The sequence below is a fragment of the Streptomyces sp. NPDC048255 genome (assembly GCF_040652415.1).
Lineage (GTDB): Bacteria > Actinomycetota > Actinomycetes > Streptomycetales > Streptomycetaceae > Streptomyces.
This window is the reverse complement of the sequence record NZ_JBEZMA010000005.1, coordinates 133,728-152,922: the sequence shown is the minus strand read 5'-3', so window position 1 is coordinate 152,922 and position 19,195 is coordinate 133,728. Positions and strand designations below refer to the sequence as shown.

Annotated in this window: 15 protein-coding genes, 1 tRNA gene and 1 pseudogene; 5 read left to right on the top strand and 12 right to left on the bottom strand. The window is 74.0% G+C overall.

Annotated elements, in window-relative coordinates:
• Window positions 1-131 precede the first annotated feature (131 nt).
• The gene (locus AB0D94_RS07255) at window positions 132-641 is read left to right on the top strand and encodes an ATP-binding protein (RefSeq protein WP_362046860.1); all 510 of its coding nucleotides are present in this window, start codon (window positions 132-134) and stop codon (window positions 639-641) included.
• Window positions 642-774: 133 nt separating this feature from the next.
• Here the strand turns inward: AB0D94_RS07255 and AB0D94_RS07250 are convergent, their stop codons facing one another.
• Both AB0D94_RS07250 and AB0D94_RS07245 read right to left on the bottom strand, forming a co-directional pair.
• Window positions 775-1,020 (bottom strand): DUF397 domain-containing protein, encoded by a 246-nt coding sequence (locus tag AB0D94_RS07250; protein ID WP_125640303.1) that lies wholly within the window; start codon window positions 1,018-1,020, stop codon window positions 775-777.
• A 107-nt stretch (window positions 1,021-1,127) separates the two neighbouring features.
• Window positions 1,128-3,173: an FUSC family protein gene (locus AB0D94_RS07245; RefSeq protein ID WP_362046855.1), complete on the bottom strand. Its 2,046-nt coding sequence runs from the start codon at window positions 3,171-3,173 to the stop codon at window positions 1,128-1,130.
• Between the two features lie 100 nt (window positions 3,174-3,273).
• Here AB0D94_RS07245 and tatA point away from each other — a divergent pair, with 100 nt between their 5' ends.
• Window positions 3,274-3,447 carry a Sec-independent protein translocase subunit TatA gene (gene tatA / locus AB0D94_RS07240; RefSeq protein WP_362046852.1) on the top strand — a complete coding sequence of 58 codons (174 nt, stop codon included), beginning with the start codon at window positions 3,274-3,276 and terminating at the stop codon, window positions 3,445-3,447.
• Window positions 3,448-3,467: 20 nt separating this feature from the next.
• Here the strand turns inward: tatA and AB0D94_RS07235 are convergent, their stop codons facing one another.
• Together AB0D94_RS07235 and AB0D94_RS07230 are read right to left on the bottom strand one after the other, a co-directional pair.
• Entirely contained in the window at window positions 3,468-4,673 is a 1,206-nt protein-coding gene (locus AB0D94_RS07235; RefSeq protein ID WP_362046849.1) for a DUF2786 domain-containing protein, read from the bottom strand.
• Between the two features lie 5 nt (window positions 4,674-4,678).
• Window positions 4,679-5,101 (bottom strand): helix-turn-helix domain-containing protein, encoded by a 423-nt coding sequence (locus AB0D94_RS07230; RefSeq protein ID WP_362046846.1) that lies wholly within the window; start codon window positions 5,099-5,101, stop codon window positions 4,679-4,681.
• A gap of 80 nt (window positions 5,102-5,181) precedes the next feature.
• On the opposite strand from AB0D94_RS07230, the gene AB0D94_RS07225 reads away from it, so the two are divergent.
• Both AB0D94_RS07225 and AB0D94_RS07220 read left to right on the top strand, forming a co-directional pair.
• A complete protein-coding gene (locus AB0D94_RS07225) occupies window positions 5,182-5,985 on the top strand; it encodes an NAD(P)H-binding protein (RefSeq protein ID WP_362046843.1) in 804 nt (267 codons plus the stop codon).
• A 319-nt stretch (window positions 5,986-6,304) separates the two neighbouring features.
• Window positions 6,305-7,984: a bifunctional 3'-5' exonuclease/DNA polymerase gene (locus AB0D94_RS07220; protein ID WP_362046840.1), complete on the top strand. Its 1,680-nt coding sequence runs from the start codon at window positions 6,305-6,307 to the stop codon at window positions 7,982-7,984.
• A 142-nt stretch (window positions 7,985-8,126) separates the two neighbouring features.
• Here AB0D94_RS07220 and AB0D94_RS07215 read toward each other — a convergent pair whose 3' ends face one another.
• The 4 genes and pseudogenes from AB0D94_RS07215 to AB0D94_RS07200 all read right to left on the bottom strand — a co-directional run.
• Window positions 8,127-9,380, bottom strand: coding sequence for a hypothetical protein (locus AB0D94_RS07215; protein ID WP_362046837.1), 1,254 nt, complete (start codon window positions 9,378-9,380; stop codon window positions 8,127-8,129).
• Window positions 9,381-9,461: 81 nt separating this feature from the next.
• On the bottom strand, window positions 9,462-9,977 hold the full coding sequence (locus tag AB0D94_RS07210; RefSeq protein WP_362046834.1) for a SigE family RNA polymerase sigma factor: 516 nt from the start codon (window positions 9,975-9,977) through the stop codon (window positions 9,462-9,464).
• Window positions 9,978-10,053: 76 nt separating this feature from the next.
• On the bottom strand, window positions 10,054-10,560 hold the full coding sequence (locus AB0D94_RS07205; protein ID WP_362046831.1) for a GNAT family N-acetyltransferase: 507 nt from the start codon (window positions 10,558-10,560) through the stop codon (window positions 10,054-10,056).
• 92 nt (window positions 10,561-10,652) lie between these two features.
• A pseudogene (locus AB0D94_RS07200) lies at window positions 10,653-11,705 on the bottom strand (serine hydrolase domain-containing protein); the annotation flags it as partial.
• A gap of 493 nt (window positions 11,706-12,198) precedes the next feature.
• Between AB0D94_RS07200 and AB0D94_RS07195 the strand changes: the two are divergent.
• On the top strand, window positions 12,199-12,420 hold the full coding sequence (locus AB0D94_RS07195) for a hypothetical protein (protein ID WP_362046828.1): 222 nt from the start codon (window positions 12,199-12,201) through the stop codon (window positions 12,418-12,420).
• A gap of 155 nt (window positions 12,421-12,575) precedes the next feature.
• Here the strand turns inward: AB0D94_RS07195 and AB0D94_RS07190 are convergent.
• The 4 genes from AB0D94_RS07190 to tmk form a co-directional block, all read right to left on the bottom strand.
• Window positions 12,576-12,649, bottom strand: a tRNA-Thr gene (locus tag AB0D94_RS07190).
• A 205-nt stretch (window positions 12,650-12,854) separates the two neighbouring features.
• Window positions 12,855-14,423, bottom strand: a complete 1,569-nt coding sequence (locus AB0D94_RS07185; RefSeq protein WP_362046825.1) for an alpha/beta hydrolase — start codon at window positions 14,421-14,423, stop codon at window positions 12,855-12,857.
• Window positions 14,424-14,640: 217 nt separating this feature from the next.
• Window positions 14,641-15,852: a DNA polymerase III subunit delta' gene (locus tag AB0D94_RS07180; protein WP_362046821.1), complete on the bottom strand. Its 1,212-nt coding sequence runs from the start codon at window positions 15,850-15,852 to the stop codon at window positions 14,641-14,643.
• Window positions 15,853-15,987: 135 nt separating this feature from the next.
• The gene (tmk, locus tag AB0D94_RS07175; RefSeq protein WP_362046818.1) at window positions 15,988-19,191 is read right to left on the bottom strand and encodes a dTMP kinase; all 3,204 of its coding nucleotides are present in this window, start codon (window positions 19,189-19,191) and stop codon (window positions 15,988-15,990) included.
• Window positions 19,192-19,195: the final 4 nt, after the last annotated feature.

Below are 19,195 nucleotides of genomic sequence, written 5' to 3'. Positions count from 1 at the left end.
TGCATCCGGCTCCGCCATTCGGAACGATGGTGCCGCGCACCTGCGTGCTCTTCGCGCCGGCGCGGGACCCACCCCGCAGTTCTCTTTGGCCGGAGCCGCCGCTTCGTCCGCGAATCCCGGGAGTGCCTCGCATGGGGACGAATGGATCGACCATGCTCGAGCCGTTACGGCAGGGGCTTCCCCCGGTCGACCCCACGGCTGTCTCCGGGTCCGCCTCCTGCGCTCTGCCCGCCCGCTTCGAGGCGGTGCGGGGCGCCCGCTCTTTCTGCCGGTCGACGCTGACGCAGTGGGGCCTCGACGACCGCTTCGACGATGTGTCCCTGGTCGTCTCCGAACTGGTCACCAACGCGCTGCGCCATGCCCTGCCGGAGGACGCGCGGGGTGCGGGCGGCGAGGCGGAGCCGCCCGTACGGCTGCATCTGATGCGGTGGAGCACCCGGCTGGTGTGCGCGGTGCGCGACCCCAGCGAGGACCGGCCCGGCGGGGCCTTCTCACCGGAGCGCACGGAGGAGAACTTCGACCTGGAGTCCGGGCGCGGGCTGTTCCTGGTCGACTCCTACAGCGACAGCTGGGGCTGGCACCCGCTCGCGGGGCGGCTGACCGGCAAGGTGGTCTGGGCGCTGTTCCTGCTCCAGGACTGACAGCCCACCACGACCGGAAACGGCTGCACCGGCCGGGATTGATCCTTTCGATCGATCCCGGCCGGTGCACGTGCATGGCTTGATCCGATGCGCTGTTCCGTCAGGCCGTCAGGTACGCGGCCGGATGGTCCGGTCAGGCGATCAGGTGGTCGAACTCGCCGTCCTTGACGCCCAGCAGCAGCGCCTCTATCTCGGCCGGCGTGTAGACGAGCGCCGGACCGTCCGGGTGGCGCGAGTTGCGCACGGCGACATCGCCCCCCGGCAGTTTGGCGAACTCCACGCACGAACCTTGCGAGTTGCTGTGTCTGCTCTTCTGCCAGGTCAGCCCATACAAGGAAGCGAGTTCTGCAGCTGCCATCCCGTTGTACGCGTGGTCCACAGGAAGCCCCCGATAGTGCAGATGTCAACTGCACCGGATCATAGCTCTGTTCCTAAGCGCCTGCATGGGCAGATGCACGTGCACGCGGGGTGTCCCTCTGATCACGCTCAGGGGCGGAGGGCCTCGGAGACCTCGTCCAGCGCGTGCAGCAGCTGGTCCGCGGCCCCCCGCAGCACGCCCGGCCCGGGGGCGTCCCAGGCGGCCAGCAGGGCCCTGACCTCGTCCCACTGGGGCACCCGGCGCTCCCATACCGCCTTCGCGCCCTCCTCGGTGGCGGTACGCAGCGCCCGTGCCAGCTCGGCCGCGCCCGGGACCGGGTCGTGGGCGCGGTCCGGGAGGTGGGCCTCCAGGAGCATGGCGGCCCGGGCCAGTGCGCCCACCGCGTCACCCGCGTGGTCCGCGGCCGCGTGGGACAGGCCCCGGTGGCGCACCGGTTCCCCGGCGGCCCGGTCGAGCGCCTCCTGCCAGGCGATCCGGGCGTCGCGGGCGGCCAGCAGGGCCTCCCGTACGTCGGCCCGCCGGGCCCCGGCCGGGTCCGCGTACTGGCCGAGCACGGCGGCCGCGTACCGCCCGTCGGCGGCGATCCAGTCGGCCAGGCGGCCGCGCAGCCGCGGGGTCTCCCAGGCCGGGTAGAGGGCGTACGCGGCCATCGCGAGCAGTCCGCCGACCAGGGTGAGGGCGACCCGGTCGGGCACGCTCTGGTCCCAGCGGACCCCGCCCATGCCGAGCAGGAAGACCACGTAGGCGGAGACGAAGGCCTGCACGACGGCGTACCCGGTGCGCATCAGCACGTACATCAGGCCCGCGGCGGCCACCGCCAGGAAGCCCGACAGGTACGTGCCCGGCTGGACGAGCTGCACGACGGCGGTGGCGAGGGCGACCCCGACGAGGGTGCCGGCGAAGCGGGCGACCGCGCGCGAGTACGTCTGGGAGAAGTCCGGGCGCATCACCATGACCGAGGCCATCGGGGCCCAGTAGGCGTGCCCGAGCGGCAGCGCGTGGCCGATCACGTAGCCCGCGCAGACCACGGCGGTGACCCGCAGGGCGTGCCGCAGGACCGGGGATCCGTGGTGCAGTTCGGCCCGTACGGACCTCAGGACCAGCGGCACCAGCCCCGGCAGGGTGGGCCGGAGCATCGATTCGCCGGGGTCGGCGGTACGCCCCGACCGGGGCTCGGCCGTCTCCAGTACGTCGTCCAGCAGCGCGGCGAGCCGGCGCGCGGCCCGCAGCGGCGCACCGCTGAGGAGGTCGGCCGTGTCGGGGGACTTGAGCACCGCCAGCTCCGGCGCGGGGAGGCGTACGGGTTCCCCGTGCCGGATCGCCCGCGCGGCGGCGTCCAGCACCGAGGCCGCGGCCGCGAGCAGTTCCCGTACCCGGTCCCGGCCGGGCCCCTCGGCGGGCGCCCCCACGGCCGGGTCGGCGAGCGAGGCCAGCACCGGCCGGATCCGCTCGGCCAGCCCCCGCGCCCCGTGCAGCTCGGCGGGGCGCCGCCGGGCCTGGCGCGGGGTGACGGTGGCGGCGGCCCGGGCCTTCATCAGGGGCTGCGGGTCGAAGAGGGCGGAGTGGTCGTGGCGCAGCCGGCGGGCGTAGTCGGCCTCGGCGGCGAGGGCATCGGCGAGCGCGTCGCGCTGGGCTCCCCAGCGGCGGACGGGGAAGAGCACGACGAGCAGCGCCTGGACCACCCCGCCGGCGGCGATCAGCGCGGCGTGCCCGGCGGCCTGGGCGACGGAGGTGGGCAGGGTGACGGTGACCAGCATGATCGCGACGTTGCTGGAGGCGATGATCCCCGCGGTGGGTCCGGCCGCCCACAGCAGGCCCGTGGCGAAGGTCCACACGGCGAGCAGGGCCAGGAACAGCGCGGTGTGCGAGGAGCCTACGAGGTAGCCGACGAAGGTGGAGACGGCCAGGGTCAGGCCGGAGGCGAGGGCGAGGACGGGGCGCGGGCGCCAGCTCTGCTGGAAGGTGGCGATGGCGGCCATGTAGGCGCCGAAGGCACAACTGGCCGCCGATCCGGGCCCCAGGAGGGCGAGACCGGCGAAGAGGGAGAGTGCGAGACCGGCCGTGGCGCGCAGCGCGACGAGGGGCTCCAGGCGGGTCCGCTCGACCGTCACGCCCGAGCGGGCGGTGTCCTTCAGCGCCCGGAGCCAGCTCATGGCGCCGAGCGTAGCTGTTTTCAGGACTTCTTCAGATTTGTCCTGCACCCGGCCGCGGCTGTTCCATAAGGCGGATCATCATCCGAAAGGTGGAACGCCCATGCTCCGCAACGCCGTCCAGCCCTGGCACCTGATCGTCCTGCTGGTCGTCTGCCTGCTGGTCTTCGGTTCGAAGAAGCTGCCGGACATGGCCCGCTCGCTGGGCAGGTCGATGCGCATCCTGAAGTCGGAGACACGGGCCCTGCGCGGGGAGGAGCCCCGCGAGGGGAGCTAGGGGGTGCGCAGGAAAGTGCCCTACCGGGGCAGGGAGTTGCGCCTTCCGCCCATCTGGGCACGGTCGGCGGCGGCCGTGCCGTCCTCCCAGCCCGCGTGGTCGGTGGCGCCGCGCAGCCGGGTGGTCGTGGTCCGGGGGAACATCTCCTCCGCCCGGGAGGTGACCGCCACGTCGCGGGCCACCAGCGCGGGCAGGTTGTCCGGGGCCTGCGTGGCCGTGTGTTCGGCGGTCTCGGCGAGCCGGTTCCCCAGGCGGCTGGCGTAGGCCAGCAGGAAGGACTGCCTGAAGGTCTTGGTCCGCTTGCGCCCGCCCGAGCGCTGGGCGGCCTCCGCGCGGGTCATCGCCGCCGTGCCCTGGACGAGCAGCGAGGTGAACAGCAGCTCGACCGCCTCCAGGTCGCTCTCGAAGCCGACCACCGTGGAGAACTCGAAGCCGCTGTTCCATACCGCCCGGCAGCGGTTGGCGGTGGCCACCGCGTCGAGCAGCACCGCCTTCGCCTCCTCGTACGGGGGCTCGACACCGATCCGGCAGGCGCCGGGCACCTGGGCCGGGCCCTTGCCGCCGGCCGCCAGCAGGGCCTCGTCCACGGTGTGCCGGGCCATCAGCTCCTGAGCCTTGGCGCTGAGCGCCTCCGCCTCCTCCGGGAAGGTGGTCGCCTCGGCCTTCGCGAGCAGGGCGCGGATCCGGCCCAGCATGCGCGGCTCGATGTGGGCGTGCTCCAGGGTGTCGGCGGGGTCGCCCGGAAGCGGGCCCACCGGTTCGATCGAGGGCAGCCGGATCAGCAGCCGGAACACCTCCAGGAAGGCGGTGGCCAGGGTGAACCGGTCCGTCCGCTCCCGCTGCGCGAGCTGGTCGGCGTACGCGGTGTCCGCGCCCCACCAGACCTCGGCGTCGGTCCACCGCTCCGGGAGCCGGGCGTAGCGGCGCCCCTCGGCCGCGATCAGGTCCCCGGTGATCCGCAGGTGCCGCTCGGCCCCGGCGCCCCCGGCCGCGGAGGCGCCGCCCAGGTCCCGGCGGACCATCCGGAGCAGGTCGGCCGGCTGCCAGCCCCGCTCCCAGCTCTGCCGTACGTACCCCTCCCCGCGCGCCAGCAGCTCCTGCCCCACGCCGGGCCACTGCCCGGGCTCGGCGACGAGCAGCGAGGCCCCGGTGTCCAGCCCGGTGTCGTCCTGGGCGTAGAGGGCGGCGGCGAAGGCTCGGTCGACGGTTTCGGCAAGGTCTCTCACACCCCTCAGCTTGGCATGTCCGCCTTCGCGTCCCATTCCGCGCGGGCGGCCTCGATCTCCGGACGGTGGACGAGGGACCAGTCCGCGAGGGCTTTGACGAGGCAGGTCAGGCTGTGGCCGAGCTCGGTCAGCTCGTACTCGACCTGCGGGGGCACGGTCGGGTACACGGTCCGGGTGATCAGCCCGTCGCGCTCCAGGCGGCGGACGGTGAGGGTGAGCATCCGCTGGGAGATCCCGGCGACGGCGCGCTGGAGCTCCTTGAAGCGGTGCGTTCCGGAGGCGAGCTGCACGACCACGAGGACCGACCACTTGTCGCCGAGCCGGTCGAGGACGTCACGGATGCCGCAGTCGTCGTCGCAGCTCACCACCGGGGCCACTGGGGCCGCGGGGGCGGGCGGGGCGGTTACCCCGGTGTGCCCTACTGACATGGAAGTGCCTCCTTATGCACCGCGCGCCCGTCGCCCACGATGTCGGTACAGCCAACCAGCCACCACACGGAGGACTTCCCATGCTCCTGATCACCGGCACCTCGGGCGCTCTCGGCTCGCTGATCGCCCGGCAGCTCGCGGACCGGCCGGACGTACTCCTCGGCACGCGCGAGCCGGACGGGCCGGGGCAGGTCCGGGTGGACTTCGACGATCCGGAGTCCCTCGACTTCAGCGGGGTGGACACCCTGCTGCTCATCTCCGCCGGCTACGGGGAGGACGACCAGGTCATCGCCCGGCACGGGGCGGCGATCACGGCGGCCGAACAGGCCGGGGTCGGCCACGTCGTCTACACCAGCCTCGCGGGGGCGGGCGACCACCTCCCGTACGCGCTGCCGCACCGCTGGACCGAGCGCCGCCTGCGCGAGTCCTCCCTGACCTGGACCGTCCTGCGCAACGGCCTGTACGCGGAGCTGCTGGCGGCGCTGGCCCCGCCCGGGCCGGACGGGCTGATCACCGCCCCGCTGGGTGAGGGCCGGCTCGCCGCGGTGGCCCGGGAGGACCTTGCGGACGTGGCGGTACGGGTCGCCCTCGCGCCGCACGAGCACGCGGGGCAGGTCTACGAGCTGGTGGGCGACCAGCCGCTGGGCGGGGCGGAGCTGGCCGCGGCGACGGGTGCCCGGTACGCCCCGGGCACCCTGGCCGAGGCCCGCGCCGCGCTCTCCGGACCGGGTTCGCCCGCCTACCAGGTCCCGATGCTGGTCGCCACGTACTCGACGATCGCGGCGGACTTCCTCGCCACCCCCGACACCGGCACCCTCCGCCACCTCCTCCCCCACACCCCCCGCCCCGCCCTGACCGCCTACAAGTCCGCCCTTTCCACCTGACCCCACCCCCATGAAGGCAACATCAGGCCCCACCCCGAGCCCCGCCATCTCCAGCCCCGCCGGCGATTGAGGCGCGGGGTCCGGGGCAGAGCCCCGGCAACGGCGCCGCACAGGCCACCCGCCACGGCACAGCACCCGCACTCCAAGCCCCGCCATCTCCAGCCCCGCCGGCGATTGAGGCGCGGGGCCCGGGGCAGAGCCCCGGCAACGGCGCCGCACAAGCCACCCACCAGCCCGGCAGCCCGGCAGCCACCAGCCCGGCCCGACGCCACGGCCCAGCGCCGGCGTCCTGTCAGACCCCGGTGGGACACTCGCACCCATGACCGACCGCACCCCCCACTGGGCCCTCGCCGAGGACGCCGACGGCCACTGGCACGCCGCGCCGGCGAACCCGGCGGACGGGGTCCGGACGACCGCCCGCGACCCGGCCGAGGCGGTGCGCGCCGCCCCCGCCGGCGCCCGGTGGGTCTGGCGGTCCACCGCCGCCGTGTACCCGCGGCTGCTGGCCGCCGGGGTCCGGATCGAGCGGTGCCACGACGTGGAGGACGCCGAGCTCCTCCTCCTCGCCCACGAGGGCCGCTTCGGTGAGCCCCGGTCCGCCGCCGCCGCGTGGGCGCGGCTCACCGGGGCCCCCGTACCGGCCGATCCGCCGCCGCGGGCCGCCTCGCCCGGCACCCAGTCCTCGCTCTTCGACCCCCAGCCCGCCCCGCTCCCCCTGGACGCCCTGCTCGCGGTCCACGCCGACCAGCTGCGCCGGATCGAGGCCACCGCCCACCCCGACCGGATGCGCCTGCTGACCGCCGCCGAGTCCGCGGCGTTCCTGGTCGCCGCCGAGATGAACCGCGCGGGCCTGCCCTGGCGGGCCGACGCGCACCGGGCCCTGCTGACCGAGCTGCTCGGCGAGCGGTACGCCGGGGGCGGGGAGCCCCGCCGGCTGGCCGAGCTCGCCGACCGGGTCTCGGCCGCCTTCGGGCGGCGGGTGCGGCCCGACCTGCCCGCCGATGTCGTCAAGGCCTTCGCCGGGGCCGGGATCAAGCTCAAGTCGACCCGTCGCTGGGAGATCCAGGAGCTCGACCACCCCGCCGTGGAACCGCTGATCGAGTACAAGAAGCTGTACCGGATCTACACCGCGCACGGCTGGGCCTGGCTCGCCGACTGGGTCCACGACGGCCGTTTCCGCCCGGAGTTCATCCCCGGCGGCACCCTCACCGGCCGCTGGGTCACCAACGGCGGCGGGGCCCTGCAGATCCCCAAGGTGATCCGCCGGGCCGTCGTCGCCGACCCGGGCTGGCGGCTCGTCGTCGCCGACGCCGACCAGATGGAGCCGCGCGTACTCGCCGCCATCTCCCGCGACCCGGCGTTCATGGAGGTGGCCGGGCGGCCGGAGGACCTCTACACCGCCGTCTCCCGCCAGGGCTTCTCCGGCGACCGGGACAAGGCCAAGATCGCCGTTCTCGGCGCCGTCTACGGGCAGACCTCCGGCGACGGCCTGAAGAACCTGGCCGCGCTGCGCCGCCGTTTCCCCCGCGCCGTGGCGTACGTGGACGAGGCGGCCAGGGCCGGGGAGGAGGGCCGGCTCGTGCGGACCTGGCTGGGCCGCACCTGCCCGCCGCCGGTCCGCCCCGGCAGCGCCGACGAGGACGCGGGCGAGGCCGGGATCCCGCAGGACCGGGACGAGGGCTGGACCCCGAGCTACGCCTCGACCGACACCCGGGCCCGCGGCCGGTTCACCCGTAACTTCGTGGTCCAGGGCAGCGCCGCCGACTGGGCGCTGCTGATGCTCGCGGCCCTGCGGCAGGCCACCGCCGGGATGCGGGCCGAGCTGGTCTTCTTCCAGCACGACGAGGTGATCGTGCACTGCCCGGCCGAGGAGGCCGAGGCCGTCGCCGAGGCGATCCGCGCCGCCGGTGACCGGGCCGGCCGGATCGCCTTCGGCGACACCCCGGTCCGGTTCCCGTTCACCACGGCGGTCGTGAGGTGCTACGCGGACGCCAAGTGAGCCCGTACGGCGTGGGCCGGCGCCACGTGGGCCCGTACCACCTGGACCCGCACCACGTGATCCCGTACCGCATGAGCCCGCACCACCCGGGCCCCCACCACCTGGGCCCGTACCACCTGGGCCCGTACCGCATGAGCCCGTGTCAGCGGCCCCACCTGTCCTTCCACTTCGGGCTCACCGCGATCTCCTTCAGCTGCGCCACGGTCAGGACCGGCGCCGTACGCGTCGCCGGGCCGCCCCGCTCCTGTGCGTTGTAGGCCGTCACCGTGACGCGTACACCGTTGGCCCGCAGGGCGTCCGCGCGCCACGCGACCACGCCCTTGGCGTCGGCGGGCCCCTGGGTCACCTTCGCCTGGATGCCGTTCGGCTCGGAGGTGGTCCCTGAAGCGAAGTCGCTGCTGGGGGGTTCGTTCGGGCCGTACTGCTGGATCCTCAGCTCGATCCGGGACCCACCGTTGCCGTCGTCGAGGACGACGTACCCGTCGCCGCCCGCTCCGCCCGAGTCCGTGGTCGGGACGTCGTACTTGCGCACCAGGATCTCCAGCCCGGCCTTGGCGTCGAAGCCGGGCGCCGAAGTGCCGGGCTGGTTCTCCGTCGGGGCGGGCGGCAGGTCGTTCAGGGCCGGGCGCCACTTGTCGGAGGTGACGAGCGTCTTCATCTGGGCCGTGGTCAGCGGCGGGTTGGGCCGGCTGACCTTCGCGCCCTTCTCGGCCGGCGCGTTCCACTCGGACGCGTCGACGAGGAAGCCCTGCGGGGTGGCAAGGGTGGCGCGCCAGGACTTGGTGGGCTCCCGGCGGTCGGGGTACTCGTAGCCCTGGATGAGCAGCAGCCGGGACCCGTCCGCGAGCACTTCGTCCTTGCAGCTGTCGTAGTCCACCTGCTTGGCGTCGGGGCACTTCGTCATGTCGGTGGCCATCTGCCCGGTGGGGTCGATCCGGGTCAGGCTGACGCCGATGGCCGCCTTGCCCTTGCCGTCGTCGAACACCCCGCGGACGTGCGGGCCCATTTCGCTGTCGGTGCCGCGCGCCTCGGTGTCCGTCAGCTGCCCGCCCGGCGTCAGCTCCTTGAGGATCGCGATCAGCTGCTCGCCGCTGACGGCCCCGGTGCCGGCCCGGGACACAGCGCCGCCGCCGCTCTGCCCGGGCAGCCCGGTGGGCAGTCCGGACGGCGTGGCCACGTTGGACGGGCCGGAGCCGCCGAGCAGGCCGGTCGTCCAGGCGCCGGCCGAGCCGATCACGGCCAGGGCCAGTACCGATCCGCCGATCACGGAGGCCCGGCGGCGTGCCACCAGGCGCCGCCCGCGCCGTTCGCCCGCGTCCACGAGGGCGTGCCGGTCGGCCGTGAAACCGTCCCCCGCACGCCGGAGGGCTTCGCCGAGTTCATCTTCAAAGGGCATGGGGAACCAGACCTTCCGTTCATGGGGGTGGGAGAGCAGCCACCTGGCAAGGCGGAACAAGCGGAAGCGGAGGGGAGAGGCTCAGATCTCCGCGAACGCGGCGAGGCTGCCGCCCAGTTGCTCCCGCAGCCGGGCGAGCGCCCGCGAGGTACGGGTACGGACCGCCGCCGAGCTGACGTTCATCGCGTCGGCGGTCTCCTCGACGCTGCGGTCCTCCCAGTAGCGCAGCACGAGCACCGCACGGTCCTTCGGCGCCAGTCGCCCCAGCGCCTCCAGCAGCGTCAGCCGCAGCACCGGATCCGCGCCGCCGGCCGCCGCAGCACGCGAATCGGGCAACTCCCCGACCGGGTGCTCCCCCGCCGACCGGCGGCGCTGGTGCGTGAGGAAGACCCGGACCAGCACCGTCTGCGCGTACGCCGCCGGATTGTCGATACGAGAGATCCGCCCCCAGAGCAGGTACATCCGCCCCAGGGTCTCCTGCACCAGATCCTCCGCGAGGTGGGTGTCCCCGCTCGCCAACAGGCAGGCCGACCGGTACAGATGACCCGATCGGCCCGCGGCGAACTCCCGGAACCCATCTCTGCGACCCTGCCGCATCTACTCCCCCTCGCGTCCGTCTCACCCCATTGACGCGACGGCGCTGCCGGAATGTTTCAGCGGTACCGGAATCCGGTCAGCCCAACTCGTGGAAGTACACGTGGAACCCCTCGCGGACGAAGCCCTCCGCCTCGTACAGCCCCTGCGCGAGGTGGTTGTCGTACGCGGTCTCCAGCTGTACGCCGGCCACCCCGGCCTCCCGGGCCCGGCCCAGCACCTCGCGCAGCAGCGCCCGGCCCGCGCCGGTGCGGCGGCCCGACGGGTCCACGTACAGGTCGCCCAGGACCCAGACGGGCCGCATGGAGAGGGAGGAGAAGGTGCGGTAGACCTGCGCGAAGCCGACCGTGCCGACCCCCGGGACGTCGGCCAGCAGGACCAGCGACTCGTCCTTCGCGATCCGCTCCGCCAGGAAGGCGCGCGGACGGTCCGGGTCCGGGGTGGGGGCCACCTCGTAGAAGTCGAGATACCCGCGGAACAGCGCGGCCGCCGTCGGGAGGTCCGCCTCCCCGGCGACGCGCACCACGACCCCGGAGCCGGCGGGCTCCGAGATGTCCGCGTCCTGCTGTGCCGCCTGACCGTTCATACGTCTCTCCTCGTGGCTGCTTGTGTCTGCTTGGGTCTCCCGCGCGCCGGCACCATTGTGCGCGGAGGCGGAAGGGCGGCCGGGAGAGGGGCTCAGTGGCTTCCGGTCACGGGCTGGGCGGGCAGCCTGAAGACGTTGTCCGGGGTCACGATCCTGGTGATCGCCTCACCGAACAGCGAGCTGGGCTCGGAGCCCTCGTAGGCGATGTCGGTGTTGAGCAGCACCACCATCGTGGCCTGCGGCCCGGGCAGGTACACGGTCAGCGACTGGTAGCCGGGCAGCGAGCCGTTGTGCCCGATCCAGCCGTCGACGTCGAAGATGCCGAGGCCGTAGCCGGTGTCCGGCAGATCGCCGGCCGGGGTGGTCTTCAGCCGCTGGGCCTGGGTGGCGGGGGTCAGCAGCTCGCCGGTGGCGAGGACCTTCGCCCAGGTCCGCAGGTCGGCGAGGTCGGAGATCATCGCACCGGCGGCCCAGCCCCAGGAGGGGTTCCAGTCGGTGGCGTCCTCGGTCTTCCCGGAGGCGGTCTGGTTCGTGTAGCCGTGGGCGTGCGGACTGGGGAACTCCGCGCCGACGGGGAAGACGGTGTGCCGCAGCCCGGCCGGTGTGACGACCTCCCGGCCGATGTACTCGGCGAGGGGGAGGCCGCTCGCCTTCTCCACCACCAGGCCGAGCAGGATCAGGTTGGTGTTGCAGTACTCGAACTGCGCGCCGGGCGCGAAGTTCACCGGGTGCTCGAAGGAGTACGCGAGCAGCTCCTGCGGGGTGAACTGGCGACGGGGATCGCTGGTCAGCGCCTTGAAGAAGCCTTCGTCCTGGGAGTAGTTGAACAGCCCGCTCCGCATCCCGGCGAGCTCGCGCAGGGTGATCCGGTCACCGTTGGGGACCCCGGCGACGTACTTCCCTATCGGGTCGTCCAGGCCCACCTTGCCCGCGTCGACCAGCTCCAGCACCGCGCTCACGGTGAAGGTCTTCGTCTCGCTGCCGATCCGCATGTACAGGCCGGGCTCCATGGCGGCGCCCGTCGCCTTGTCGGCGACCCCGAAGCTGCGCACGTACTCACCCTTGCCGGGCGCCGACAGCGACACCATCACCCCGGGCACCTTCGCGTCGGCCATGACCTTCCGCACGGCCCCGTCCAACTGCCGCTCTGCGCAACCGTGTCGTCATGACCGGCCTCCTGCCAGATGGCGCACTGCCGTAACCCCCTCCAACGTATCCCCGCCCCCCTCCCCCAGCGACCGCAGCCCACAGGAGCCCACCACCCCAAAACACCACGTCAGCCGCACCACACAGGCCCAAGATCCCGACCCTGGTCCTGGCCCTGACCCTGGCCGAGGACGGGGACGGCACAACCACCCGAGGACGCCGGTCACGGGTGGTCAGCACACCAATCCACTCATCACTCTTCGTAGTGGACCGCCCTCGGACCAGGCACCCCGAGCCGCCGCCGACAGTTCCGATCTGCACATGCACTCCGACAGAAGGGAACGCAGACGGGCAAGCACTGACCCGCCCGAATCGTCATGCGCGACAACGCACCCCAGAAACTCCCCCGCTACGGAAAAGCGTGTGCGTACATCCACGTCAACGGTGTTCGCCGGGCCGGCCAGTGCCACCACATCACGAAGTGAGCCGTGCATGACGACCCCGCCCACCCCCGAGGACCTCGCCCGGGAAGCCGGCCGCCGCCGCTCCGGCATTGCCGCCTTCCTGACCGGCACCGCCGCGTCCTTCGCCTTCTTCCCCGGCCTCCCCCACGTCATCGACTGGGGCGCCATCATCGCCTCCCTCGCCGTCGGCGGACTCGCCCGATGGCTCTGGCTCAAGCGACTCGCCCGGAAGCACCCCAGCCTCAAGTAGCCAGGAGGAGACGACTCCTGCAACGGGAGAAGAGGCCTTCAGGGGAGGCGGCCCGGGCCAGCGCAAGGCCGAGCAGGACAGACGCCGCATGCCCGCACGGGCGAAGGGCATGAAAAAGCCCCAGGTCACGGCGAGTGAGTCCTGGGGCTGATCCGAGCCGCCTTCGGGATTCGAACCCGAGACCTACGCATTACGAGTGCGTTGCTCTGGCCAACTGAGCTAAGGCGGCACCGCTGGTCAGACAAGTATTCCCTCGGAGAGGGGCGCTCATCAGCAGCGGCGCCAAGTCTACAGGGTGAGAGGGGGTGCCCCGAACCGGGTTTCGGGGTGGGGAGAGGCAGGTCACATACCGGGGTGGATCGGGCGGATTCGAGTCGTCCGCTCTGCTGCGTCCCCGGCTCCTGGGGTCGGGGGCTACCGGCCCGCCCCGGTCCTCAGCACTTCTTGCCGTCCTGCGGAGGCTTGCCCTCCAGCAGGTAGTGGTTGATCGAGGTGTCGATGCAGTCGCTGCCGCGGCCGTACGCCGTGTGGCCGTCGCCGTCGTAAGTGAGCAGGATCCCGGAGTCGAGCTGGCCGGCGAGGGCCTGCGCCCACTTGTACGGGGTCGCCGGGTCGCGGGTGGTGCCCACCACCACGATCGGCGAGGCGCCCTTCGCCTTCAGCGGCTTCGCCGTGCCCGTGGCCTTGACCGGCCAGTACGTGCAGTTCAGCGAGGCCCAGGCCAGGCCCGCGCCGAAGACCGGGGAGGCCTTCTCGAAGGACGGCAGGGCGGTCTGGACCTCGTCCGGGCCGCTGAAGGCCGGGGGCTGGTCGACGCAGTTGACGGCGGCGTTCGCGTACATGAGGTTGGCGTACTTGCCGTCCGGTTCGCGCTCGTAGTAGCTGTCGGCGAGGCTCAGCATGCCGGCCCCGTCGCCGTCCATCGCCGAGGTGAGCGCCTCGCGCAGCTGCGGCCAGGCGCTCTCGTCGTACAGCGCCGCGATCACCCCGGTCGTCGCCAGGGACTCGCCCAACGGGCGGTCCGGATCACCGGTCGGTACGGGCTGGGCGTCGACCTTGCGGAAGAACTCCTTGAGCCGCGCGGCCACCTCCTTCGGGTCCCCCTTGCCGAACGGGCAGTCGGGCTGCTCCGCGCAGTCCTTGGCGAAGGAGGTGAAGGCCGTCTCGAAGCCCGCCGTCTGGTCCCGGTTGAGGTCGATGGCCGGGCGGGACGGGTCCATGGCGCCGTCCAGGACGAGCCGGCCGACCCGGCGGGGGAAGAGTTCCGCGTAGGTCGCCCCGAGGAAGGTGCCGTACGAGGCCCCGACGTAGGAGAGCTTCCCGTCGCCCAGCACCGCGCGCAGCACGTCCATGTCCCGGGCCGCGTCGACGGTGGACAGGTGCGGCAGGATCCGTGAGGAGCGCGCCTGGCAGGCCGCCGCGAACTCCTTGAACGCGGCCACCAGCAGCGCCCGCTCGGCCGCGTCGTCCGGCGTCTGGTCCACCTGCGTGTACCGGTCCATCGCCCGGCCGGTCAGGCATTCGACGGGGCTGCTGCGGGCCACGCCGCGCGGGTCGAAGGAGACCATGTCGTACCGGGCGCGGACGGGCGCGGGGTAGCCGATGCCCGCGTACCCCTGGAGGTACCCGATGCCCGAGCCGCCCGGGCCGCCGGGGTTGACCAGCAGCGAGCCGAGCCGCTTGCCGGGGCCGGTGGCGGGGCGGCGGGACACCGCGATGTCCACGTCCTGGCCCGATCCGGGGTTCGCGTAGTCCAGCGGGGCCTTCATCGTGGCGCACTGGAACCCGGGGACACCGCAGTCGCGCCAGCTCAGCTTCTGCTCGTAGTACGGGCGGAGCGCAGCGGTTACGGCGGCCGGGTCGGCCGGGGACACGCCCGCGCGGCCGCTGGAGGACGCGACGGCCGTGAGTCCCCCGGACCCGCCCGAGCTGCACCCGGAGAGCAGCAGCCCTGCGGCTGCGATCACGGTCCCGGTGGTACGCAGCACGCGACTGGTGTCCATCCCTCGAGCCTACGGCCTGCCCGGACGACCCCGGGGGCAGCCGTGGAGCCGGACGGGCGCACACCGCCGGCGGTCCCGCCGGACGGGGCACGGGCCGGGCCCCTCCCCGCCCCGGCGGCCGGTCCGCCCGTACGGGTGATCCGGTCAACCTGGTGTGGACACGGGAGGGACAGTCCGCCTCCTACGGTCCGCAGCGCGGGCGCGGCGGACCCCGAGGTCAGCCCGCGCGCAGCGACATCGTCATGGCCTCGACCGCGAGGAGGGGGGCCACGTTCCGGTCGAGGGCGTCCCGGCAGGCGATGATCGCCTCGATGCGCCGCAGGGTCCGCTCGGGACCCGAGGCCCGGGCGATCCGGTCCAGGTCCGGCCGTATCTCCTCGTTCGCGATGGCCACCGACGAACCGAGCTGGAGGGCCAGCACGTCCCGGTAGAAGCCGGTGAGGTCGGTCAGGGCCAGGTCGAGGCTGTCGCGCTGGGTGCGGGTGCGACGGCGCTTCTGCCGGTCCTCCAGCTCCTTCATCACGCCCGCCGTACCGCGCGGCATCCGGCCGCCGGTGCCCGCCGCGGCGCCGAGCGCGGCCCTCAGCTCCTCGGTCTCCTTGGTGTCGACCTCCTCCGCGACCTGCTTGGCGTCCTCGGCGGCGGCGTCGACAAGCTCCTGCGCGGCCTTGAGGCAGCCGCCCACGTCGTCGACGCGCAGCGGCAGCTTCAGCACGGAGGCCCGGCGGGAACGGGCGGCCTCGTCGGTGGCGAGCCGCCGGGCCCGGCCGATGTGCCCCTGCGTGGCCCGGGCGGCGGCCGCGGCGACGGCGGGCTCGATGCCGTCGCGCCGGACCAGTACGTCGGCGACGGCCTCGACGGGCGGGGTGCGCAGGGTCAGGTGCCGGCAGCGGGACCGGATCGTCGGGAGCACGTCCTCCAGGGAGGGCGCGCACAGCAGCCACACCGTGCGCGGAGCGGGCTCCTCCACGGCCTTGAGGAGCACGTTGCCGGCTCCTTCGGTCAGCCGGTCGGCGTCCTCCAGGACGATGACCTGCCAGCGGCCGACCGCCGGGGAGAGCTGCGCCCGGCGGACCAGATCGCGCGTCTCCTTCACGCCGATGGACAGCAGATCGGTGCGGACGATCTCCACGTCGGCGTGGGTGCCGATCAGGGTGGTGTGGCAGCCGTCGCAGAATCCGCAGCCCGGCTCGCCCCCGAGGGCGCGGTCGGGACTGGTGCACTGGAGGGCTGCCGCGAAGGCGCGGGCGGCGGTGGACCGCCCGGAGCCGGGCGGACCGGTGAACAGCCAGGCATGGGTCATCTTGCTCGCGGCGGGCGGCGGGGTCCGGTCCGTGACGGCCGTGACCAGGGCGTCGGCGTCACGGGCGGCGGCGGCCAGCTGGGTCTGGACCCGCTCCTGGCCCACCAGGTCGTCCCATACGGGCATGCGGCCCACCGCCTTTCCCTGTCCCTGTTCCCTGTCCGCGCCCTGTTCACAGTGTGGCGCGCGCCACTGACAATCCGCGCCGGGCCGGGCAATCCGCGCCGGGCCCGCCGATCCGCGCCCGGCCCGCCGAGCCCGTCAGCGGCGGCGCGGTCCGCCGCCCTCGCCCTCGGGGTCCTCGTCGTCCCGGTGACGGCGGCCCAGCAGTTCGTCGGCCAGTGTCGGCAGATCGTCCAGCGGGGTCTCCTCGGCCCAGTCGGAGCGCGACCGGCGCGGCCTGCCGTCCTCACCGAGGGCCGGGAGCTCGCGGGTCCGGTCGTTGTCGGCGTCCCGGAAGATGCCGGGCGGGACCCGGTCGGCAGGGTTCTCCTCGGAGCGCCGCGCCGTGGGCCGCGTCGCGGAGGCCGGTCCCCGACTGTCGGACGGGGCGGGCGCACCGGACGGCCGTACGGGCGGCAGTACGGCCGTCTCGTCGGCGTCCCGGACCGGCGGCAGCACCGTGGTCTCCTCGGTGGAGGCCGGAGGAAGCTTCGGCACCGGAACCGTCTGGGTGACGTCGTCCGGCCGGACGGTCCGCTTGGCCATCGGGGTCTCGACCGTGACGGCCTCGTCCGGGTGCGGGTCCTTGCGCATGCGGACCTCGGACCCGCGCGGAGCCTGAGCAGCGCCCGGAGCCTGAGCCTGAGCAGCAGCCGGGGGCACCGCGGGAGCCGCCGACGCCGCCGCAGCAGCGGCAGCAGCCGCGGCCGTCTTCGCCGCCACCTCGGCCGCCGCGGCCTCCGCCAGCCGCCGCGCCTCCTCGGCCTTCAGCAGGGCCTCCTCCGCACGCCGCTGCTTCTCCAGCCGGCGTTCCTCGGCCTCGGCCCGCAGCCGGGCTTCCTCCTCGGCCTGCCGGCGCAGCCGCTCGGCTTCCGCCGCCCGGGCCCGCTCCTCGGCCTCGGCGCGCAGCCGCTCGGCCTCGGCCCGTGCACGGGCCTCCTCCTCGGCCCGCTGGCGTTCCTCGGCGGCCTTGCGAGCGGCCTCCGCCTCTGCCTTGATCCGGGCTTCCTCGGCCTCGCGCGCCAGCCGGGCTTCCTCCTCGGCCCGCAGCCGCTCCTCCTCCGCCTTGCGCGCCGCCTCGGCCTCGGCGCGCCGCCGGGCCTCCTCCTCGGCGAGCCGCCGGGCCTCGATCTGCGCGGCGACCTCGGCCTCGGAGAGCGGAAGCATCCGGTCCAGGCGGTGGCGTACGACGGTGGTCACCGACTCCGGGTCCTGCCCGGCGTCGACGACGAGGTAGCGGCCGGGGTCGGACGCGGCCAGCGTCAGGAAACCGGCCCGCACCCGCTGGTGGAACTCCGCCGGCTCCGACTCCAGCCGGTCCGGCGCCTCCGTGAACCGCTCCCGCGCCGCCTCCGGCGATACGTCGAGCAGCACGGTCAGGTTCGGGACGAGCCCGTCGGTGGCCCAGCGCGAGATCCGGGCGATCTCGGTCGGGGAGAGGTCGCGCCCGGCGCCCTGGTAGGCCACCGAGGAGTCGATGTACCGGTCCGAGATGACCACGGCGCCGCGCTCCAGGGCGGGGCGGACGACCGTGTCCACGTGTTCCGCCCGGTCGGCGGCGTACAGCAGTGCCTCGGCGCGGTTCGACAGCCCGGCCGAGGAGACGTCGAGCAGGATCGAGCGCAGCCGCTTGCCCACCGGGGTCGCCCCGGGCTCGCGCGTCACGACGACCTCGTGGCCCTTGCCCCGTATCCAGTCGGCCAGCGCCTCCACCTGGGTGGACTTGCCGGCTCCGTCGCCGCCCTCCATGGCGATGAAGAAGCCGGTGGTGGACGGTGCCTGGAGCGGTTCCCCGCCCCGCAGGGCCTCGCGCAGGTCGCGCCGCAGGGGTACGCCGCCGCGGTCGTCGGCCTTGGCGAGCACCACCACGGCGACCGGCAGCAGCAGGGCGCCGACCAGCATCAGCGTGAAGGCGGCGCCGCCGTGCGAGAAGACGGCCTCGGCTCCGGTCAGCTGGTGCGGGCCGATCAGCGCGGCCACGGTCGGCGCGACGACGGCCCCCACGGCCACGGCCACCCGCACGACTGCCTGGAGGTGTTCGGTGACCCGGGTCCGGCGGAACTCCTCGGTCTCCAGGTCCAGCAGCGTGTGGCCGGTGTTGGCCGCGACGCCCGCGGCGGTGCCGGCGAGCAGCGCCAGGAACAGCACGGTCGCGGTGTCCGGGACCAGGCCGGTCAGGAGCAGGGCGAGGCCCGTCACCGCTATGGCGAGGGCCAGCAGGCGGCGCCGCGACAGCGCGGGCAGCACCTTGCCGGCCTGGGTGGCGCGGATGCCGGCGGCGGTGCCGCCGAGCAGCGCCAGGACCATCAGCGCGAAGGAGGCCGGGCCGCCCCCCAGGTCGAAGGCGTGCATCACGGCCACGGCGGCGGCCGAGGAGACCGCTCCGGCGACCGCCGCGCAGGCCAGGACGAGGAGCGGGATGACGCCCGTACGGCCCTTGTCGGGCCGGTCGCCCGCCTTGGGTGCCCGCAGGCCCTCCAGCGGGGAACGCGGGCGCGGGGTCTTCGTACCCGGCAGCACCAGCGGGAGCAGCAGCGAGACCGAGGCCGCGAAGAGGCCGGAGGCGACGTACGAGCCGAGCGCGGCCTCGTTGTCGGCGAACCAGTCGACGCCGAGGCCGAGGGCCTTGCCCACCAGGGTCGCGGCGAGCAGGGCTGCCGCCGCGACGGGCAGCGCGGCGAAGGAGGTGCGCAGGGTCAGGCGGCGCAGCGCGTCGAGGTGGTCGGGCAGCGGCCGTACGGTCGCCCCTTCCGGCGGCGGCGTGGGCAGCAGGGCGGGAGCGGCGCTGTCCTTGGCCAGGCTCCACAGCCGTTCGGCGGCACCGGAGACGAATACGGTGGCCAGCAGGGCGGTCAGTGCGTGGGCCGGGATCCAGTCGAGCCAGAGCGGGGCGACGACGAAGAGTCCGAGGCGGATGCCGTCGGCGCCGATCATCGTCCAGCGCCGGTCCAGCTTGCCGCCGGGGGCGACGAGCGCCGACAGCGGGCCGAGGAGGACCGCGCCGAAGAGCAGGGTGGCGAGGATGCGGACCCCGAAGACGACGGAGACGGCGAGGGCGGCGCCGCGGTACCCGCCGCCGAAGGCCGCCTCGGAGACGGCCGCCTGGTAGGCCAGCAGCGCCAGCACCAGCAGGGCCAGGGCATCACCGATGCCGCTCACCAGCTGGGCGCTCCACAGCCGGCGCAGCCCGGGGGTGCGCAGCAGAGCACGCACCGCTCGCTCGCGGGAATCCGCGGCTAGGGCTTCGTCGTAGGTGGGGTTCGCGGGGGCGGTCACGACCGTTGGCTGCTCGGCTCGCGTCATCCGC

Excerpts from the sequence above, each read along its gene's own strand:
- AB0D94_RS07185 (WP_362046825.1), bottom strand. The coding sequence starts at position 14,423 with ATGGACACCAGTCGCGTGCTGCGTACCACCGGGACCGTGATCGCAGCC.
- AB0D94_RS07230 (WP_362046846.1), bottom strand. The coding sequence starts at position 5,101 with ATGTCAGTAGGGCACACCGGGGTAACCGCCCCGCCCGCCCCCGCGGCC.
- AB0D94_RS07210 (WP_362046834.1), bottom strand. The coding sequence starts at position 9,977 with ATGCGGCAGGGTCGCAGAGATGGGTTCCGGGAGTTCGCCGCGGGCCGA.
- AB0D94_RS07245 (WP_362046855.1), bottom strand. The coding sequence starts at position 3,173 with ATGAGCTGGCTCCGGGCGCTGAAGGACACCGCCCGCTCGGGCGTGACG.
- tmk (WP_362046818.1), bottom strand. The coding sequence starts at position 19,191 with ATGACGCGAGCCGAGCAGCCAACGGTCGTGACCGCCCCCGCGAACCCC.
- AB0D94_RS07220 (WP_362046840.1), top strand. The coding sequence starts at position 6,305 with ATGACCGACCGCACCCCCCACTGGGCCCTCGCCGAGGACGCCGACGGC.
- AB0D94_RS07205 (WP_362046831.1), bottom strand. The coding sequence starts at position 10,560 with ATGAACGGTCAGGCGGCACAGCAGGACGCGGACATCTCGGAGCCCGCC.
- AB0D94_RS07225 (WP_362046843.1), top strand. The coding sequence starts at position 5,182 with ATGCTCCTGATCACCGGCACCTCGGGCGCTCTCGGCTCGCTGATCGCC.
- tatA (WP_362046852.1), top strand. The coding sequence starts at position 3,274 with ATGCTCCGCAACGCCGTCCAGCCCTGGCACCTGATCGTCCTGCTGGTC.
- AB0D94_RS07195 (WP_362046828.1), top strand. The coding sequence starts at position 12,199 with ATGACGACCCCGCCCACCCCCGAGGACCTCGCCCGGGAAGCCGGCCGC.
- AB0D94_RS07180 (WP_362046821.1), bottom strand. The coding sequence starts at position 15,852 with ATGCCCGTATGGGACGACCTGGTGGGCCAGGAGCGGGTCCAGACCCAG.
- AB0D94_RS07215 (WP_362046837.1), bottom strand. The coding sequence starts at position 9,380 with ATGCCCTTTGAAGATGAACTCGGCGAAGCCCTCCGGCGTGCGGGGGAC.
- AB0D94_RS07255 (WP_362046860.1), top strand. The coding sequence starts at position 132 with ATGGGGACGAATGGATCGACCATGCTCGAGCCGTTACGGCAGGGGCTT.